General features: G+C 54.7%; 16 protein-coding genes. 7 read left to right on the forward strand and 9 right to left on the reverse strand.

Going from position 1 to position 17076, the window contains the following annotated elements; translation table 11 throughout:
- Positions 1 to 26 precede the first annotated feature (26 nt).
- The 4 genes from GCU45_RS18635 (at position 27) to GCU45_RS18650 (ending at position 3590) form a co-directional block, all read left to right on the forward strand.
- Positions 27 to 1253, forward strand: a complete 1227-nt coding sequence (locus GCU45_RS18635) for an MFS transporter (RefSeq protein WP_152399937.1) — start codon at positions 27 to 29, stop codon at positions 1251 to 1253.
- A gap of 60 nt (positions 1254 to 1313) precedes the next feature.
- Positions 1314 to 1817, forward strand: a complete 504-nt coding sequence (locus tag GCU45_RS18640) for a GNAT family N-acetyltransferase (protein WP_152399938.1) — start codon at positions 1314 to 1316, stop codon at positions 1815 to 1817.
- A gap of 237 nt (positions 1818 to 2054) precedes the next feature.
- Positions 2055 to 2840, forward strand: coding sequence for an SDR family oxidoreductase (locus GCU45_RS18645; RefSeq protein ID WP_076174766.1), 786 nt, complete (start codon positions 2055 to 2057; stop codon positions 2838 to 2840).
- Between the two features lie 90 nt (positions 2841 to 2930).
- Positions 2931 to 3590, forward strand: coding sequence for an MOSC domain-containing protein (locus GCU45_RS18650; protein WP_152399939.1), 660 nt, complete (start codon positions 2931 to 2933; stop codon positions 3588 to 3590).
- Positions 3591 to 3761: 171 nt separating this feature from the next.
- Here the strand turns inward: GCU45_RS18650 and GCU45_RS18655 are convergent, their stop codons facing one another.
- Both GCU45_RS18655 and GCU45_RS18660 read right to left on the reverse strand, forming a co-directional pair.
- Complete coding sequence (locus tag GCU45_RS18655) at positions 3762 to 4310, reverse strand: GNAT family N-acetyltransferase (protein ID WP_089550478.1); 549 nt, start codon at positions 4308 to 4310, stop codon at positions 3762 to 3764.
- 93 nt (positions 4311 to 4403) lie between these two features.
- Positions 4404 to 4658 carry a DUF2164 domain-containing protein gene (locus GCU45_RS18660; protein ID WP_076174757.1) on the reverse strand — a complete coding sequence of 85 codons (255 nt, stop codon included), beginning with the start codon at positions 4656 to 4658 and terminating at the stop codon, positions 4404 to 4406.
- 268 nt (positions 4659 to 4926) lie between these two features.
- On the opposite strand from GCU45_RS18660, the gene GCU45_RS18665 reads away from it, so the two are divergent.
- On the forward strand, positions 4927 to 6615 hold the full coding sequence (locus GCU45_RS18665) for a glutamine--tRNA ligase/YqeY domain fusion protein (RefSeq protein ID WP_181909198.1): 1689 nt from the start codon (positions 4927 to 4929) through the stop codon (positions 6613 to 6615).
- A 170-nt stretch (positions 6616 to 6785) separates the two neighbouring features.
- On the opposite strand, the gene GCU45_RS18670 is transcribed toward GCU45_RS18665, so the two are convergent.
- Positions 6786 to 8024, reverse strand: coding sequence for an MFS transporter (locus GCU45_RS18670; RefSeq protein WP_152399940.1), 1239 nt, complete (start codon positions 8022 to 8024; stop codon positions 6786 to 6788).
- Between the two features lie 288 nt (positions 8025 to 8312).
- Here GCU45_RS18670 and mobA point away from each other — a divergent pair, with 288 nt between their 5' ends.
- A complete protein-coding gene (gene mobA / locus GCU45_RS18675) occupies positions 8313 to 8936 on the forward strand; it encodes a molybdenum cofactor guanylyltransferase (RefSeq protein ID WP_167527164.1) in 624 nt (207 codons plus the stop codon).
- Between the two features lie 147 nt (positions 8937 to 9083).
- Here the strand turns inward: mobA and GCU45_RS18680 are convergent, their stop codons facing one another.
- The 6 genes from GCU45_RS18680 to GCU45_RS18705 form a co-directional block, all read right to left on the reverse strand.
- Positions 9084 to 12299, reverse strand: coding sequence for an efflux RND transporter permease subunit (locus tag GCU45_RS18680; RefSeq protein WP_152399942.1), 3216 nt, complete (start codon positions 12297 to 12299; stop codon positions 9084 to 9086).
- Between the two features lie 44 nt (positions 12300 to 12343).
- Positions 12344 to 13267 carry a TetR/AcrR family transcriptional regulator gene (locus GCU45_RS18685; RefSeq protein WP_076174747.1) on the reverse strand — a complete coding sequence of 308 codons (924 nt, stop codon included), beginning with the start codon at positions 13265 to 13267 and terminating at the stop codon, positions 12344 to 12346.
- A gap of 215 nt (positions 13268 to 13482) precedes the next feature.
- Positions 13483 to 13929, reverse strand: a complete 447-nt coding sequence (locus GCU45_RS18690) for a carboxymuconolactone decarboxylase family protein (protein ID WP_152399943.1) — start codon at positions 13927 to 13929, stop codon at positions 13483 to 13485.
- Positions 13930 to 14017: 88 nt separating this feature from the next.
- Entirely contained in the window at positions 14018 to 14332 is a 315-nt protein-coding gene (locus GCU45_RS18695; RefSeq protein ID WP_076174742.1) for a DMT family transporter, read from the reverse strand.
- Positions 14332 to 14679 carry a DMT family transporter gene (locus GCU45_RS18700; protein ID WP_152399944.1) on the reverse strand — a complete coding sequence of 116 codons (348 nt, stop codon included), beginning with the start codon at positions 14677 to 14679 and terminating at the stop codon, positions 14332 to 14334. The genes GCU45_RS18695 and GCU45_RS18700 overlap by 1 nt, the downstream gene beginning before the upstream one ends.
- Positions 14680 to 14719: 40 nt before the next feature.
- Positions 14720 to 15301 (reverse strand): TetR/AcrR family transcriptional regulator, encoded by a 582-nt coding sequence (locus tag GCU45_RS18705; protein ID WP_152399945.1) that lies wholly within the window; start codon positions 15299 to 15301, stop codon positions 14720 to 14722.
- A 237-nt stretch (positions 15302 to 15538) separates the two neighbouring features.
- On the opposite strand from GCU45_RS18705, the gene cls reads away from it, so the two are divergent.
- On the forward strand, positions 15539 to 17044 hold the full coding sequence (gene cls, locus GCU45_RS18710; protein WP_076174735.1) for a cardiolipin synthase: 1506 nt from the start codon (positions 15539 to 15541) through the stop codon (positions 17042 to 17044).
- Positions 17045 to 17076: the final 32 nt, after the last annotated feature.

Consider the following 17076-nt stretch of genomic DNA (forward strand, 5'->3'; position numbering starts at 1 on the left):
ATACCGCTGCACAGGAGATTCCTAACATGAAATTTCTGCAATCCTATCCAAGGGAAGTTCAAATATTTTTGGCGGCCAGCCTGATCAACTCGGCGGGCGGGTCGCTGATGTGGCCGCTCACCACCATGTACGTGTTTGAGGAGCTGGGCCACTCGATGGCCGATGCCGGCCTGGTCATCATGGTCCAGGCGCTGGGCGGCATCATCGGCCAGCTGCTCGGCGGAGCGCTGTACCACCGGGTCGGGGTGAAGCGGCTCATCGTCGGGTCGCTTAGCCTGAATGCGCTTGGTCTGTTCGCCCTGCCTTTCATCAGCCCGTATTGGTATTTATACATGGCTCTGATGGGCTTTATCGGCTTCTGCAACGCCGTGTCCATGCCGGCGATCCAGGCGTTCATCGGCTACCGCTTCGCCGACCGGCGGGGCGAGCTGTTTAACGTCGTGTACGTCGCCAACAACATCGGCGTTGCCCTGGGGACGGCGCTGAGCGGATTCCTTGCGGATCTGTCCTACGACCTGACCTTTATTCTGAACGGGGTCACATCGGCGGTTTTCGCCATGTTTTTCCTGAATTATCTCAGCCGGCTCGATAAGGAGCAGGGGCCGGTTCATCTGCAGAAAAAGGACAAGCCCGAACGTGCCGAAGGTACCTGGTCCCTGCTCTGCAATACGAGGGTTTACCTGTTCATCGGCATCGGTTCCCTGTTCCTCTGGCTGGGGAACTCGATCTGGAACACAGGCGTGTCCCCGTTCATTATCTCCGAGGGCATGCCGAAGCGGGCCTATGGCTTCCTGTGGACGATGAACGGCATTCTCATTTTTGTCGCCCAGCCGTTGACAAGCCTGATCAAGCGCTGGTTCGCACGGACCTCGTCAGCCCAAATTACGGCCAGCGGCCTCTTTTATCTGGCGGCCTATCTTGTCATTGCTGGTCTGCACAGTTATCCGGGAATGGTCATGGCTATGATCCTGGCGACGCTCGGAGAGATGCTGATCTCGCCGGCCATCCCGGCTTTTATTTCCGATCACGCCTATAAGGCGGCTCCGTTCTATATCGGTTTGACCGGCGGAATGGGGGCCGTCGGAAGAATGGCAGGGCCCTATGTCATGGGAATACTGTATGATAACGGAGGAATCATGCCGGTGACCTGGCTGGCGATTGGGGTAGCGGTGCTGTCGGTCGTGTTCTTTGTGACGCACGCGGTTCGCAACCGGCAGGCGGAGATCGATCTGGCCGCATCCTTCGGAAGCTGACGATGATTCAAATACCCCTGAACTTGGTCCTAGTTTACTATCAATCGAGGTGAAGCTGTTATGCCATCCGAACATCGTGTTTTGACCATCCGCCTCTCGGAAATGAGGGACGCCCAGGCGCTGATGGATATCGACGCCCTCGTGTGGAACGAGTGGACTGCTCCGGAACCGGTCCGCTGGTCTTCCCGGGAGGACTATCTGCGTCACTGCCCGCCGGGTTCCCAGCTGGTGGCCGTGGTGGACAACGTACTGTGCGGGTACATCGGATTTCGTCCGGCTACGGGCCTTTCCAGCAACAGCCATGTTTGTGAAATTAACATTGCGGTTCATCCCGATTATCAGCAGGAGGGGATCGGGTCGAGGCTGATCGAGGCGGGAAAGAAATGGGCGCAGGAGCAAGGAAAAAGAAAGCTGAGACTGCGGGTCCTGTCTTCCAACCCCGGAGCCATCGCATTTTACCGCAAATGTGGTTTCGTACAGGAGGGCTGCCTGGAACGGGAATTTTGTATCGGCGGCCGCGATGTCGATGATATATTGATGAGCTGCTTTCTGCCGCGTTCTTAATGGGGCTATGGGGCTATCCATCCTGTAAAATACCATGATATTACATTTTTTGTGCATAATTAGTCAGTCTGCCCGATATAAAACGGTACAAAAGGGACTTTCACAAGGTGAAGGTTCCTTTTTATACTATAATTAACGCTTTGTCATCAGCAGCATTCAAGAATCCGAATGGTTTCATCCCCGAATGATCAGTTTATAAGGGTATAGCAGAATTTATAGAAGAGGGGTCATAAGAGAATGGATCTTCATCTTGAGGGTAAAAAGGCGCTTGTCATTGCATCCAGTCAGGGACTGGGCAAAGCGATCGCCGCTGAACTGGTGCGAGAAGGAGCCGATGTGATGCTGGTCAGCCGCAGCGACGGCAAGCTGGAGGCGGTACAGCAGGAGCTGCAGAAGCTCGGCAGCGGCGTGGTGGAATATTACGCGGCGGACATTACGATTCCGCATGAAGTGGAAGCGATGGTGCGTTATACGGCCGAGAAGTTCGGCCGCATCGATATATTGGTCAATAACGGAGGCGGTCCGTCTCCGGGAACGTTTGAAACGCTGACGGATGAAGACTGGGATAAAGCCTTCCAGCTGAACCTGCTCAGCTATGTCCGAATGATCCGTGAGGTACTCCCGCATATGAAGGGACTGGGCGGCCATATCGTCAATTTGACGTCGACGTCGATTAAGCAGCCGATTCCCGGGCTCATTCTGTCGAATACGTTCCGCAACGGCGTAGCCGGCATGAGCAAGTCTTTGTCTCAGGAGCTGGCTCAGTACGGAATCTTGGTGAACACGGTGGCACCGGGGCGGATCGAGACCGACCGGATCATCCAGCTGAACGAATCGAATGCGAAAGCGAAGGGAGTCAGCGCGGAAGAGGTCGCAGAGCAGTCCCAGAGCGAAATTCCGCTCGGACGGTACGGAACGCCGGAGGAATTCGCCAAAGGCGTCGTATTCCTGTTATCGGGTGCCAACACCTATATTACCGGCACAACCCTTGTCATTGACGGCGGGCTGGTACAGGCTCTCTAAGGGCCATCCCAGCTCGTGTAATTCTTTTGTACCGGCGCATCCCCAAATGCTATGATGGAAGCAAGATGATCAATTTGGAGGGAAGCCGCAATGAATCAGGTGGATACCGCTTACCGGATCGTATCGGTGAACGTCGGCAAACCGATCACGGTGGAGTATATGGGCAAACCGCTCACAACCGGCATACATAAACGCCCGATTGAAGGAGAAGTGTTCGTTGGACGCACGCAGATGGAAGGGGACGGCCAAGGTGACCTGAAAAATCATGGCGGGCCTGACAAGGCCGTGTGCGTCTATCCTGTAGAGCATTACGCCTATTGGAAGCGGGAGTTGGGCATTCCGATGGAGTGCCCGGCCTTTGGCGAGAATTTGACCGTATCCGGGCTGCTGGAAGAAGAGGTGTGCATTGGCGATACGTTTGAAATCGGCGGGACGGTCATGCAGGTCGCCCAGCCGAGATTTCCCTGCTTCAAAATCGCCAGCAAGCATGGGGTGACGGACTTCCCGGCACGGGTGCTGGATACCGGATACAGCGGCTTTTATCTCCGCGTGCTCCAGGAAGGGGTGCTGGACCGCCAATCGTCCATCGTCAAGCGTGAATCCAGCCCGGGCGGCGTGACGGTGGCCGCGGTTCTGCGCCAGCTGGCGCTGGGACGCAAGCGGGCGGACCGGGAAGAGATTGCACGGATGCTCCAAGTCGAAGCCCTTGCTTCGACCGTGAAGGAGCAGTTCAGCAACTGGCTGGCCTAAACCGGACATGCAGCGGCTAGTCCGCTGGCCGCTCAGTTATCCAGGGCTGCCGAACGTCTGAGCATCGCTGAATGACCGCATCATCGGATCGCAAAAATGCCGCCGTCCCCTGTCCGTTGGACAGGAGCGGCGGCATTTTGTCTGCCTTGGAGGAAGGGTTTTCAAAACGGGCTACCGAAGCAGCTTCCATTCGCTTTGTATCATCCCATAGACCGCGTGATTCACGTAACCTTGGGGCAGCTTCTCCGCTTCACGGACGATTCCCTCGAGAACGAATCCCAGCCGTTCGGGGATTGCGCGGCTGCGGTGGTTGCCCGTTGCGCAGCGGATTTCGACCCGGTTGAGATCCATGTCCATCAGGGCATAATCGACAAAGGTCCGGCAGGCGCTGGTCATGATACCTTTGCCTTCAAATTCCTTCCCCAGCCAGTAGCCGATGCTGACGGAGCGGTTGTTCCAGTCGATCTGATGGTAGCTGATCAGACCGGCGATTTCATCGTCCACCCAAATGCCGGCGGAAATGCCGCCGTTCTCGGCGCCCTGCTTAATGGCATTTTTCACAAAATTGGCCGTATGCTCCACTTCCCGGATCGCATCCACCCAGGGGAGCCATTCCCGCAGCCGGTCACGTGACCGGTCGGTCAAGTGAAACAGCGGGCGTGCATGCTGCAGCGCCAGGGGCCGGAGCTCAATTTGGTCGTCAAGTGCGTATGTAAACATGAATGAATCCCTCTTTCTTTTCCCAAGATCGGCGAAATTGGCGGCCAGCTTATAAATGTAACCAACCATGCGTTTTCACTTCTCCCCTCGTACTTAACGGGACGCTTTAACCTTTTGTTCCAATGCGTATATATCGTCTTCCAGGGATATCATTCTCTGGCTGACCACATGGCGGCAGTCGCTCAGCGCCTGGTTGTACACATGCGGAGCGATGCGTGTCATAAAGAAGTCCAGCACGCCGTCCGCTGCCAGCTCACCGATGGCTTCGCCGCGTTCATGCTCAAAAAACTGCTGGATCTGCAGAATCGCCTGGTCCCGCTGTTCCTTCGCCAGCTTCATCGATTTCATATGCATTTAGGCCCCCTTCGGCTTTTATTTCCATGCTACCTTATTCCTCAAATGGCGTCAAAATGGTATTAGCCCCAATTTTCATGTTTGCCCCTGGATTGGGGAAGGATGTATAAGGCTTCGCGTTCACGTAAAAGGGGAGAGGAGCGCGAATGATTGAACTCTCCCGGCATTACAGGTATATTTATATGAAACAAGCTTTATACAGAGAATAAGATGGACGAGGTCTATCTATACAGAAGACTTTATGGATGAAAGGTTGATAACTGTGGAGAAACCAAGCACTCCCTCCAATTTTATTAAAAATGTCATAACGGAAGACCTGAAGTCGGGCAAGGTTCAGAAAGTGGTCACCCGCTTTCCTCCGGAACCGAACGGCTATTTGCATATTGGACATGCCAAGGCGATCTGGATCAATTTCGCGCTGGCCGGCGAATTCGAAGGCGCAACGAACCTGCGCTTTGACGATACGAACCCGCTGAAGGAAGACGTGGAGTTCGTCAGATCCATTGAGGAAGACGTGAAATGGCTTGGATACGAATGGGCAGAGAAGCGTTATGCCTCGGACTATTTCGATGAGATGTACAACCGTGCGGTGCTCTTGATCAAAAAAGGCAAAGCGTACGTCGACGATCAGACAGCCGATCAAATCCGCGAGACGCGCGGCACGCTGACCGAGCCGGGCCAGAACAGTCCTTACCGTGACCGCAGTGTCGAGGAGAACCTCGAGCTGTTTGAGAAGATGCGCAGCGGCGAGTTCAAGGATGGGGAGAAGGTGCTTCGCGCCAAGATCGACATGGCCTCGCCGAACATCAACCTCCGGGATCCGGTCATTTACCGGATCGCCCATGCCACGCACCACAACACGGGGGACAAGTGGTGCATTTATCCGATGTATGCGTTCGCCCATCCGCTGGAGGATGCCATCGAAGGTGTAACGCACTCCCTCTGCTCGCTGGAGTTTGAGGATCAGCGCCCGTTCTATGATTGGGTTATCCAGGAATGCGAGATGGAGAGCACACCGCATCAATACGAATTCGGCCGCCTGAATCTGGCGCAGACGCTGACCAGCAAGCGGAAGCTGAAGCTGCTCGTGGACGAGAAGATCGTCGACGGCTGGGACGATCCGCGCATGCCGACGATTTCCGGACTCCGCCGCCGCGGCTACACGCCGGAAGCGATCCGGAATTTCGTGTACGAGACCGGCATCTCGAAGAGCCAGGGCCTGGTGGATCTGCAAATGCTGGAGCATTTTATCCGCGAGGACCTCAAGCTGAAGGCTCCGCGGACGATGGCGGTGCTGCGGCCGTTGAAAGTGGTCATCACCAACTATCCGGAAGGCCAGGTGGAATGGCTCGAAGCGGAGAACAATACCGAAAACCCGGACATGGGCACGCGGCAAATCCCGTTCTCGCGCGAAATTTACATCGAGCAGGACGACTTCATGGAGAACCCGCCGAACAAATATTTCCGTTTGTTCCCGGGGAATGAGGTCCGGCTGAAGAATGCCTATTTCATTAAATGCCATGACTTCGTGAAGGACGAGAACGGCCAGGTGACGGAAATTCACTGCACCTATGATCCGGAGACGAAGAGCGGCACCGGCTTCACCGGCCGCAAGGTCAAGGGAACCATCCACTGGGTCGAAGCTTCCCATGCCGTACCGGCCGAGTTCCGTCTGTATGAGCCGCTGATCAAGGCGGAAGAGACGGATGCCCCGGCCGAGGAGAACGAAGCCGAAACAGCAGAGAAAAGCTTCCTGGACGAAATCAACCCGAACTCCCTCGAAGTGCTGCACGGCTTTGTGGAAGCGGACATGAAGAATGCCAAGCCGCAGGACAAGTTCCAGTTTTTCCGGCACGGATATTTTAACGTGGATTCGAAGTATTCTGCGCCCGGACAACCGGTATTCAACCTGGTCGTCTCCCTGAAGAGCTCCTTCCAACTGCCGAAATAAGGCGGGATCGGCTCGGCACAAGAACCTATGAGAAGACCTGCAACATTCGAATGACATATAGAAAAGCCAGCCGCAGATGCAATCATCCAGCGGCTGGCTTTTTGTTTATGTTTAGCTTGCTCTGTCTCGCTTATGTCAAGCTTTGGCCCGGCCAATCGGGTCCAGCTTCTTTAGAGCCGTGAATCGTCATCATCGGGAGGCCCGGTCACTGTTCCAGAAGCCCCCGCCTGGGTATGATGCTGAACGCGAATCCAATACCACATAATGCCGAATCCAGCCGCGCCGATCAGTGCCAGCATCACGCAAATTTTGTACATGGCCGCGCCGCCGAAGTTCTGGAACAGCCAGCCGCCGGCCAGGCTGCCGAGCATGCCGGAGATGCCGCTCCAAGTGAGCGTGTAGAGCGCTTGAGCGGGTCCGCGGAATGGGGCGGGCGTCAGCAGGCGCACCACCTGGGTTCCGACAAAGAAGAAACCGCCGAAGGTGATGCTGTGAAGGATCTGGATGACGGCGATTTCGACCGGGCTCGTGGCGTTCGCCATCAGCTGCCAGCGAAGGACAAACAGAAGGCTCACAAGGGAAAGGCAGCCCACGAGCGTGGATAATTTACGCCTTAGATAACGATTGAACAGAATCAGAACGCCCATCTCCAGAATGGACGACAGGAAGACGGCAAGTCCCACTACCGTTTTGGATCCTCCCAGTTCCGTGATGTAGAGCGACATGAACGTATTATTCATAAAGGTGGGGACGGAGACAGCCATCCCTAGAACGATAAAAGCGATAAAATAACGGTTCACCGCAAATCTGCCAAAGCCCCGAAGACGCATCGGCGGCGTTTCGGAGGTCCGCTTGAGCGGAGGTAGGAGCAGGACGGACACGATCGCCAGGACAAGAATTCCCGTAAACACGAAGGAGAGGCGGGAGATTCCGATCCGGTCGAGGAAGAGGCCGGCCGCCACAGCCGTCACCGCCCAGCCTATAGAGCCCCACATCCGGAACGCGCCGAACCGGTGCGGCTGATCCGGAATATAGCCGAGAATCAGCGTGTTGCTCTGCGCAAACATCGGGCTTTGAAAGAAGAAAAAGAGCATCATGGCCACATAAATCATCGTAAACGTATCGGCATGAAATACAAATTGAGTCAGCAGCAGGGTGCCCGCCATCATGAGAAGCAGGCTGCGCTTGGTGTCCCGCAGGCGTTCGCTGGCAAACGTCCAGACCGGATTGGCCAGCAGGGAGATCAGCGGCCCCAGTGCCATCAGGCTGCCGATTTCCAGTTTGTTCATTCCCGCATCCTGCAGGTATAATTGAAAATAGCTGGTGAAAATCACCATGGTGCCGTAAATTAAAAAGTTGAACGCCTTGAGCGACGTTAACGAAGACGGCTTGCTTCCGTTTTCCTGCACGCTAGCACATTCCTTTCCGGCCGTTTGCTAATATATAGGTTGAACTGAAGTTCCGCATTGTAATCTTCTGATGACCCGCTTCTGTGCGCAAAGTTAGAATTCTTCCGTTCATTCCATATCGAAAGCGGCGTTTTAAAGACTGCCAATCCCACTTTATCATTAGTTGAAAAGGGATACAAACCAACTTTTGAGAATTATCCCATAATTTATTTGGAGCTACTTTAAATGTATGAAAAATAGGACCTGGATTGCCTGTTCATGCTTGTAACGAGAGGGGTGAGACGAACGATGTTCAAGGTCACAGGAATTTTGCTTGCCGGGGGTCAATCCAGCCGGATGGGGACCGATAAGGCACTGCTGAACGTGAACGGCGAAACGGTAATCGAGCGGATCGTTCGCTTGATGTCGCCGTCTGCTTCAAATATCATCATTTCGGCTAATGACGACGAAAAATATGCGTTCCTGGGCAAAGAAGTGGTGCATGACCGTTATCCGGGACAGGGACCGCTGTCGGGATTGCATGCCGGACTGCATGCTGCCGCCACGCCTTGGAGCATCATCACGGCTTGTGATATGCCGTTTGTGACGGAAGAGGTTTTTCGTTTTCTGGCACGGAAGGCAGAAGAAGCGGCGGCGGCTATGGATGATAAAAGCGGACTCCAGGCCATCGTCCCGGTATCGGGGGGACGCATTCAGCCGCTGCTGGCTGCCTACCATCGCAGTGTTCTGCCGTCCCTGGAGACGTGCTTGTCTTCCGGCCGGCTGCGCCTGACCGGGTGGCTGGAGCAGCTGAAGGTGTGCTATGTCTCCGAGGAAGAGCTCATCCAGGAGCTTGGGCCCGGTGCGGACAAAGCCTTCTATAACATGAATGAACCTTCAGACTATAAGCGTGCCATGACAGGTCTTTCTTGAGAGAGGATTTTTGTTAAGTTGTCTGTATATTCCGATTTTATGCAGAGGTTAGTAGATTAGGTTTCGTCGGCAAGCCTAAACTATATAGAAAAAGGACGTGCCCTTTCCCGTTTCGGGAGAGAAGCACGTCCTTTTTATTTGAAGAAATTAATCTTCTACTTTCGGTTTGCGGAATTTCATCAGGAACTCGTACACAACCGGCACGATGACCAGCGTCAGCAGCGTGGAGCTGACCAAACCGCCGATAACCGTGATGCCGAGACCTCGGGAGATGATACCGGCACTGTTCTCCAGTCCCGATACGAGCGGCAGCAGGGCACCAATGGTGGCGAGAGCCGTCATCAGAATCGGACGGAGACGGGTGGCTCCGGCTTCCAGCAGCGCTTCGCGCGTCGACAAGCCTTCGCGTTCCTTGTGAATCACCCGGTCGATCAGCACGATCGCGTTGGTCACGACGATACCGATCAGCATCAGGGCGCCCATCAGGGCCGATACGTTCAGCGTCTCTCCGCCGATCCAGAGGCCGACAAGTCCGCCAATGATCGTGAACGGCAGGGAGAACAGGATCGCAAACGGCGCCAGGCCGCCGCCGAAGGTTACGACGAGCACGAAGTAGACGATGGCGATCGCCGCAGCCATGGCCAGGCCGAGCTGGGTGAACGTATCGTTGATCTGCTCAGTGGTGCCGCCGAATTTAACTTCGACGCCGTCCGGCAAATCGATCTTGTCGATTTCCTTTTGCAGGTCCGAAGAAGCTTTGCCGACGTTGGAGGTGACGATGTTGGCCGTCACGTCCACGACCATTTTACCGTCGTTGCGGGTGATCGTATCCGGCGACGTACCTTTTTCCACTTTGGCGACGTCTTTGATCGGAACGTTCATGCCCAGCGGCGACTGGACCGTTTCGTCCTCAATGTCGTTGATGCTCTTGTATTCCTTATTATCGGTTTCGATATAAACCTTGTAGTCTTTGTTGTCGACCGTCACTTCGGTCAGCACCGGACGTTCGCGGACCGGGCTCAGCTTCATGGCGATTTGACCGGCCGTCAAGCCCATCGAGCTGAGTTTTTGCTGATCCGCCACGATCGTGTATTGGTCATAGGCTTTGGTCAGGCTTGTTTTCGCTTTTTCAAAATTATCCGTGTCTGCCTGCACCAGCTTCAGGATTTGCTCGGAGACCGGCTTGATATCATCCAGGCTGTTGCCGTAGACGCTGACGCTGAGCGAGCTTCCGCCCATGCCCCCGGACATGTCCATCAAGCTCCATTCTCCGGTGGATACTTGCTTCTTCAGACCTTCCACGAGGTTTTTCTTCACGTTCTCAAAGTCTTTCGTATCTTTGTTGTACTCTACATAGAACAGACCCGAATTGGACGAAGATCCTCCAGCCAGCGGATTGCCGCTGCCGCCGACGGAGTACTGCATCTTGTCGATGTTCGGCTGGCTCAAAATGTATTTCTCGGCTTCAAGGGCCCGCTTCTCCACGGTTTCCAGCTGAGCGCCAGGTTCAGGCGAGTAGGTCACCATGATGTATTTGTCCTCCTGATCCGGCAGGAAGCTGGTGCCGATCAACGGTGTCAGGAAGAAGCTCGCCACGAGCAGAATGACCGCCGATCCGAACGTGATCAGCTTGTGGGACAAGGCCCAGTTCAGAATCCGCTGATAGCCGCGGGCCATCCGGCCCGGCTTGTCGTGATCATGCTGCTTGGAGGCTTTGATTCCCTTCTTGAACAAGCTGTGGGCCAGCATCGGCACGAGCGTGATCGCTACGAGCAGGGAAGCCAGCAGAGCGAACACCATCGTGAGCGCAAACGGCAGGAACAGCTCGCCGACCATGCCGGTGACGAATGCCAGCGGCAGGAAAACCGCGATCGTTACGATCGTCGAGGACAGGATCGGAACGAACATTTCGCGCGTCGCTTCGCGGATCAGTTCGCGTCCGCGCAGCTTCTCGCCGCTGCTGGTCAAGCGGCGGTAAATGTTCTCGATGACGACGATGGAGTCGTCGACGACGCGGCCAATCGCAACGGTCATCGCGCCGAGCGTCATCATGTTGAGCGTAATATCGAGCCGCCACAGAATCAGCAGGGCGATCAGCAGCGACAGCGGAATCGACAGGATCGAGATGATCGTGGAGCGAATGTTCCGCAGGAAGATCAGGATGATGATAACGGCGAAGAGCGCGCCGAAGACCGCTTTATCCAGCATCGTCGACACGGAGTCTTCGATCGGTTTGCCCTGGTCGAGCAGCACCGTAAGCTCCATGCCTTTGAACTGGCCTTGAAGGTCTTTGGCTTTGTCCTTCACGGCATTGACCACGTCCACCGTGTTGGCGTCATTGTCCTTGACGATCTGCAGGCCGATCGAGGCCTTGCCGTTCGTGCGGGACACCGACTCTGCGCTGCCGACCACCTTGATGTCGGCGATATCGCTGAGCTTCACCGTCGGAATGCCGGCCGGTACGCCAGCCTGGCCGCCTTGGATGGAAGCTGCAGCATTGCCTGCCCCAGGATTGCCTGCACCGGCTGCGCTGCCTGCGCCGGCAGCAGCGCCCGCGCCACCGGCACCTTGACCGGCTGCCCCGGCAGTACCGCTCTGTCCTTGTGCGCTGCCCGCTCCCGGCGTAACCGGAATCGTCAGTTTTTTCAAATCATCGAGCGTCGTGATGTTGCCGTCCACGACAACTGCTTTGGAGGACTGCTCCAGATTGAACAGACCGAGCGGAACCCGTACGGAAGAGCCTTGAACGATACCCTTGACGGTATCTTCAGTCAGGCCGAGCTGAGCCATTTTCTCTTTATTAAATGTCAGCTGGACTTCCTTCACGTATTGTCCGGAGACGGAGACGGAAGCGACGCCTGGAATTTTCTCCAGTTCAGGCACGACTTCGTCCTCAATGTTTTTGGTCAGACCCTCAAGATCGCTTGAGCTGTCGGAGGCGCTGAGGGATACGACCGGAAACGAGCTCAGGCTGAACTTGGAGATCGTCGGCTTCTGGGCGCCGTCAGGCAGCGTCACTTCGTTGAGCGCTTCCCGGACGGCTGCGGTGGCCTGATCGAGGTCCGTGCCGTAATCGAATTCCATGGCGATGTTGGCTGCGTTCTCCATAGACGTAGAGGAAACGTTCTTGACCCCGTCCACGTTCTGCAGCCGCTGCTCCAGCGGGATCGTAATATCCTGCACGACGCCTTCCGGCGCTGCGCCCGGGTAAACGGCGGTCACGCTAAGAAACGGGATGTTGATGTTCGGAATCGTCTCCTGCTTCATCACCAGCCCGCTGTACAAGCCGGCGGCGGCGACGATGACCGTCAGGATCCAGATGGCGAATTTATTGTTCAATGAAAAATTAATAATGCTCTTCATTTCGCAGGTTTCTGCTCCTCTCCTTTGTATCTCTTGCTCACGCTTCAGGTACGATCGGTTCTTGAAAACACGTACAGCCTGCAGATTTCCTTCAATTCGCGGCTTAAGGAAACAAGCTCGGGCACGCTCTCCAGGTTGGCGATCATGCCGGCCAGGATTGCTTTGCGCGGTTCGATGTCCCGAAACTCCTTGTCGATGATATCGATCGACTCCTGGGCCAGGTCACGCTCTGGTCCTTCCGGCAGCTTGTCCTTTAAGAGATCCCGCATCTGCTTGGTAATAATAAGCGGATGCCGCAGGCTCCCCCCGGACCGGTCCTTCAGCTTCTCCGTCCACTCGGTCCATATCCCGGGGGAAATAAGCGGATCCCGCTGCGACCGGACCATGCCGCCGGCGACTTCGTCCAGCAAAAACACGATATGATCGGCAACCCGCCGGATGTTCAGCGGCAGACCCGGAATAAACAGCGTCCGGATATATCCGTCGAGAAGGCCCACCACAAACATGGTAAGGTCCAGCGTGTAGGGATAGACGTCATCCCCGTAAATTTGCTCGAGCTTGTTTTTGAACCACTGGATGCCGATGATTTGCTTTTCACGCAAATGTTTCTGGGACGGTGGCTTTTTTCCCGACGCATGGTGATCCTGAATCTGCACCACCAGAAACTCCCGGAGCTCCACGAGCAGATTCAGCACGACTTCCAGCTGTTTCCGCAGCTGTTCTTTGGGAGTCAGAAGGTGTTCCTGTTCCACCTGCATAACGCTGTCCCGGATCAGGCCCTCACAGTACAGGTAGATGCTGCTCTCCAGATCCTCCTTGGATTTGAAGTGCAGATACAAGCTGCCTTTGGACATGCCGCAGTATTCCGCGATTTCCTGCATGGATGTAGCCGAAATTCCCTTTGTGGAAAACAGCTGCAGGGCGGTTTTCAGAATCTGTTTTTTCTTGTCCGCCAATTTCTCAGACAAATGCACCTTCACTCCTTTCTGACACTTCGGTTCTCAAATTGACCGCCTAGTCAGAACGATTATATTACAAAGCGAAGGTCGTTTTCAAACAACCCGGCGCCATTTACAAAAAAAGGCACCTCCCTGGTTGTAATACGCAGGAAGGTGCCGGTTGGGCTCCATATTTATAGGGAATGAATATGGCGAAATTGTGACGGTTTTGATAGGCGGTTCTCTTAACCCATACAGCCCGGGAACATGCCGGTCGAAATGGCTAAACGGTTCCAGCAGTTAATGGCGTTGATCGCCATCAGCAGGTCGACGATTTCCTTCTCGTCAAAATGTTCTTTGACCCTGCCGAACACCTCATCCGGGACGCCTGCCTCGGAAATTTTCGTCACGTATTCCGCAAGCTCCAGCGCGGCACGCTGCTGCTCTGTAAACACAGGTGCTTCCCGCCATACGCAGACCAGCGTCAGCTGCTCCAGGTAATCTCCCAGCTTGAGCAGGTCCTTGCTGTGCATATCGAGACAAAACGCGCATCCGTTGATTTGCGATACCCTGATTTTGATCAGCTCGTAGAGCACTTTGTCGACCGAGCTGCCGTGGGCAAACTGCTCAAAGGCAAGCATCGCTTTAAGAGCCGGCATATTGGCATCCTTGTAATTCAATCTGATTTTCATCGGATAACAGCCTCCTTTAGGTTCATTCACAAAGAAGACTGATCAGGTGCGGGATTTGTGACATCATTCCATAAAAAAGCAAAAAAAATTATGAGATCAGCTTCAAGCCTACCGCTGAGGCCAAAATCATCGCAATAAACAGAATTCGCCGCCATTCCTTGGGTTCGCCGAACAGAAACATGCCGGCCAGCGTGCTGCCGACCGTACCGATGCCGGTCCAGACCGCGTACGCCGTTCCCATCGGAATCGAGTTCATGGCGTAGGACAGCAGGGAGAAGCTGACGATAAAGGACAGGATCAGCATGACATATGCCGGCAGCCCTTTCTTTTGCGTGACGCCCTTGATCCCGATGACGCCGAACATTTCGCACAGGCCGGCGATGACGATTGCAATCCAAGCCATCAGTGATTCGCCTCCTTTTGTCCCTTGCCGTCTTTGTCAGTGACCAGCTTAAGGCCGATCACTCCGGCGAGAAGAACGAGGATGAGCAGCGTCTTGGACCAGCGGAACGGTTCGCCGAAGAACAGCATCTCGGCAACGACGGTGCCGGCCGTTCCCAGGCCGGTAAACACCGCATACACCGTCCCGACCGGCAGATGGTTCGAAGCGTTAATAATGAGAATGAAGCTCGCGATGATGGCGATAACAGTAAGAATCCATTCGAGCGCATTGTCCGAGTGCTTCAGGCCGGACACCCACAGCACTTCCACAACGCCCCCGATAATAACAGAAAGCCAGTGGCGGTTCATGATGATCCTCCTTTATTTGTCCGTTAGGATGCCACTTGCGTCAAATATGATGAATGCCCGCCCAGTATACGGGCCATGATGCCGCCAGTCTGCGCTGCGACCCTTCCAGCCCGCCGCATACCATCTCGATGAGGACGCCGTCGATCAGCGTCATGTAGGCGACGGCCGCACCGTCCGGATCTTTAACCGGGAGATGGCCGGCGGAAGCATGGTGGTGCATGACGCGAATCATCCGCTTTTCCATCGAATCCAGAAACGGAAAGACCAGTTCCATGACCTGATCATGCAGCGAGGATGGAGGAAAGTAGGCCATGCGCAGTACAAACTTGGTTTTGCTGCTCCGGGTGTACTCCTCCTGGAGATACTCCAGCAGTCCTTTGAGCCGCTGCTCGAGCGGCCGGTCTTTCAGGCTGATATAGCGGCGGATAATCCGGGTCCCTTCCTCATCGAGGGCGCCCTTCAGCGTCTGCAGGAACAGCTCATCCTTCCCTTTGAAATGCGCGTAGATGGACGGCTTTTTGATGCCGACTTCCTCGGCTATTTTTTGCAGGGACGCTCCTTCATATCCATCCTTGGCAAAATGCGATAATGCAGCTTCGAGCAGGGTGTTTTTGGCGTTCATATCATCGACTCCTATTGACTACCTAACGGTCGTTAGGTGATATTTTTTCACACAATGCAGCCAATGTCAAGAAGATGGGCATTCTAACATCAGGCATGCACGGAAATTTCAGGCGGGCTTGTCCATTCGATAAAAATTCGTAGGAACTTTGAACTTGTTCATGTAAAATATACCTTATGGGTTTAGACGATGACCATGGATATGCATGTTTTTAATGATACTTAAGAGAGGTAACATATGAGACGGGGAATACAAATCTTTATCATTGCCGCGATATTATTTGCGTTTTACTATTTTGGTTTCGGCGTGTTCGGCAAAACCGCGGGAACCATTGTCAGTATATTTTCCACGCTTACCGTCGTGTCGCTCGGGTTCATGATTTTTATGGAGAACCGCAACCCGTCCTCGACGATGGCCTGGATTCTGCTGCTCGCCCTGATGCCGGTGGTGGGTCTGTTCTTTTATCTGCTCTTCGGGCAAAACTACTTCAAACGGCGCAAATTTGATAAAAAAGCCGAGCAGGATCTCAGAACATATGACCGGCTGGAAGAGAATGGTGCGCGGTTCCATCCGGATCTCTCTTCCTTTAATCCCATGCAGCAGCAGCTGCTGCATCTCTCGCAGCGGCTGGCGCGGACTCCGATTTCCTTCTCCAGCGATACCAAAGTTCTGACCAACGGGCAGGAAACGTTCTCCACCCTGCTGAAGGAGCTCGAGAAGGCCAGGCATCATATTCATATGGAATACTACATTTACCGCGCCGATCATATCGGAACAAGGATTCAGCAGATTTTAATTGAAAAGGCCAAAGCCGGCGTGCAGGTCCGTTTTATGTACGATGCCTGGGGAAGCATGCAGCTGCCCAAATCGTTCCTCCGGGCCATGCAGGAAGCCGGGGTTCAGGTCGTCGCGTACGGAAGCTCCAAGGCGTTTTTTCTCTCCCGGGTCAACTTCCGCAACCACCGCAAGATCGTCGTGATCGACGGCAAGGTTGGCTTTATCGGCGGGCTGAACGTCGGGGACGAGTACCTGAGCCGCAATGCGGCTTACGGCTTCTGGAGAGATACCCATATGCGCGTCAGAGGCGAGGCCGTGCGGACGCTGCAAATTATTTTCCTGCAGGACTGGCTCTATATGACCGGGGAAAAGGTGCTGGACGCCGAATATCTGTCTCCCGAGCTGGCGGAAAGCAGCGGCGGCGCCGTGCAGATTATCCCGAGCGGACCGGACAACGACCGGCGCACGCTCAAAAATATTTTCTTCTCGATGATCACCTCGGCGCAGAAATCGGTCTGGCTGGCGACGCCTTATTTTATCCCGGACGACGATATCCTGACGTCCCTGCGCGTGGCCGCGATGTCGGGGCTCGACGTACGCATCCTTTTTCCGTCCAAGCCGGACAAGTGGCTGCCGTTTCTGGCTTCCCATTCGTATTTTCCTTCGCTGCTCGACGTGGGCGTCAAAATTTACGAATACGAAAAAGGGTTCCTGCATTCCAAGCTGCTGATCATTGACGGCGAGGTGGCGACGATCGGAACCGCCAATATGGACATGCGCAGCTTCCATTTGAATTTTGAAGTGAACGCGCTGCTGGTGCAGACCGAGAGCGTGCAGCGGATCGTGTCGGACTTTGAACGAGATTTGGTGTATACGAAGCAAATCATTCCCGATAAATTTAATAAGAAAAAAATACCGGAACGTTTTATGGAGTCGCTTGCGAGGCTGCTATCCCCTTTGCTGTAGCGGCTTTGCGGTGATACGAGGTAGGCGGAAAA

Origin of the sequence: Paenibacillus cellulositrophicus (assembly GCF_009363095.1) — a bacterium.
Lineage (GTDB): Bacteria > Bacillota > Bacilli > Paenibacillales > Paenibacillaceae > Paenibacillus_AQ > Paenibacillus_AQ favisporus.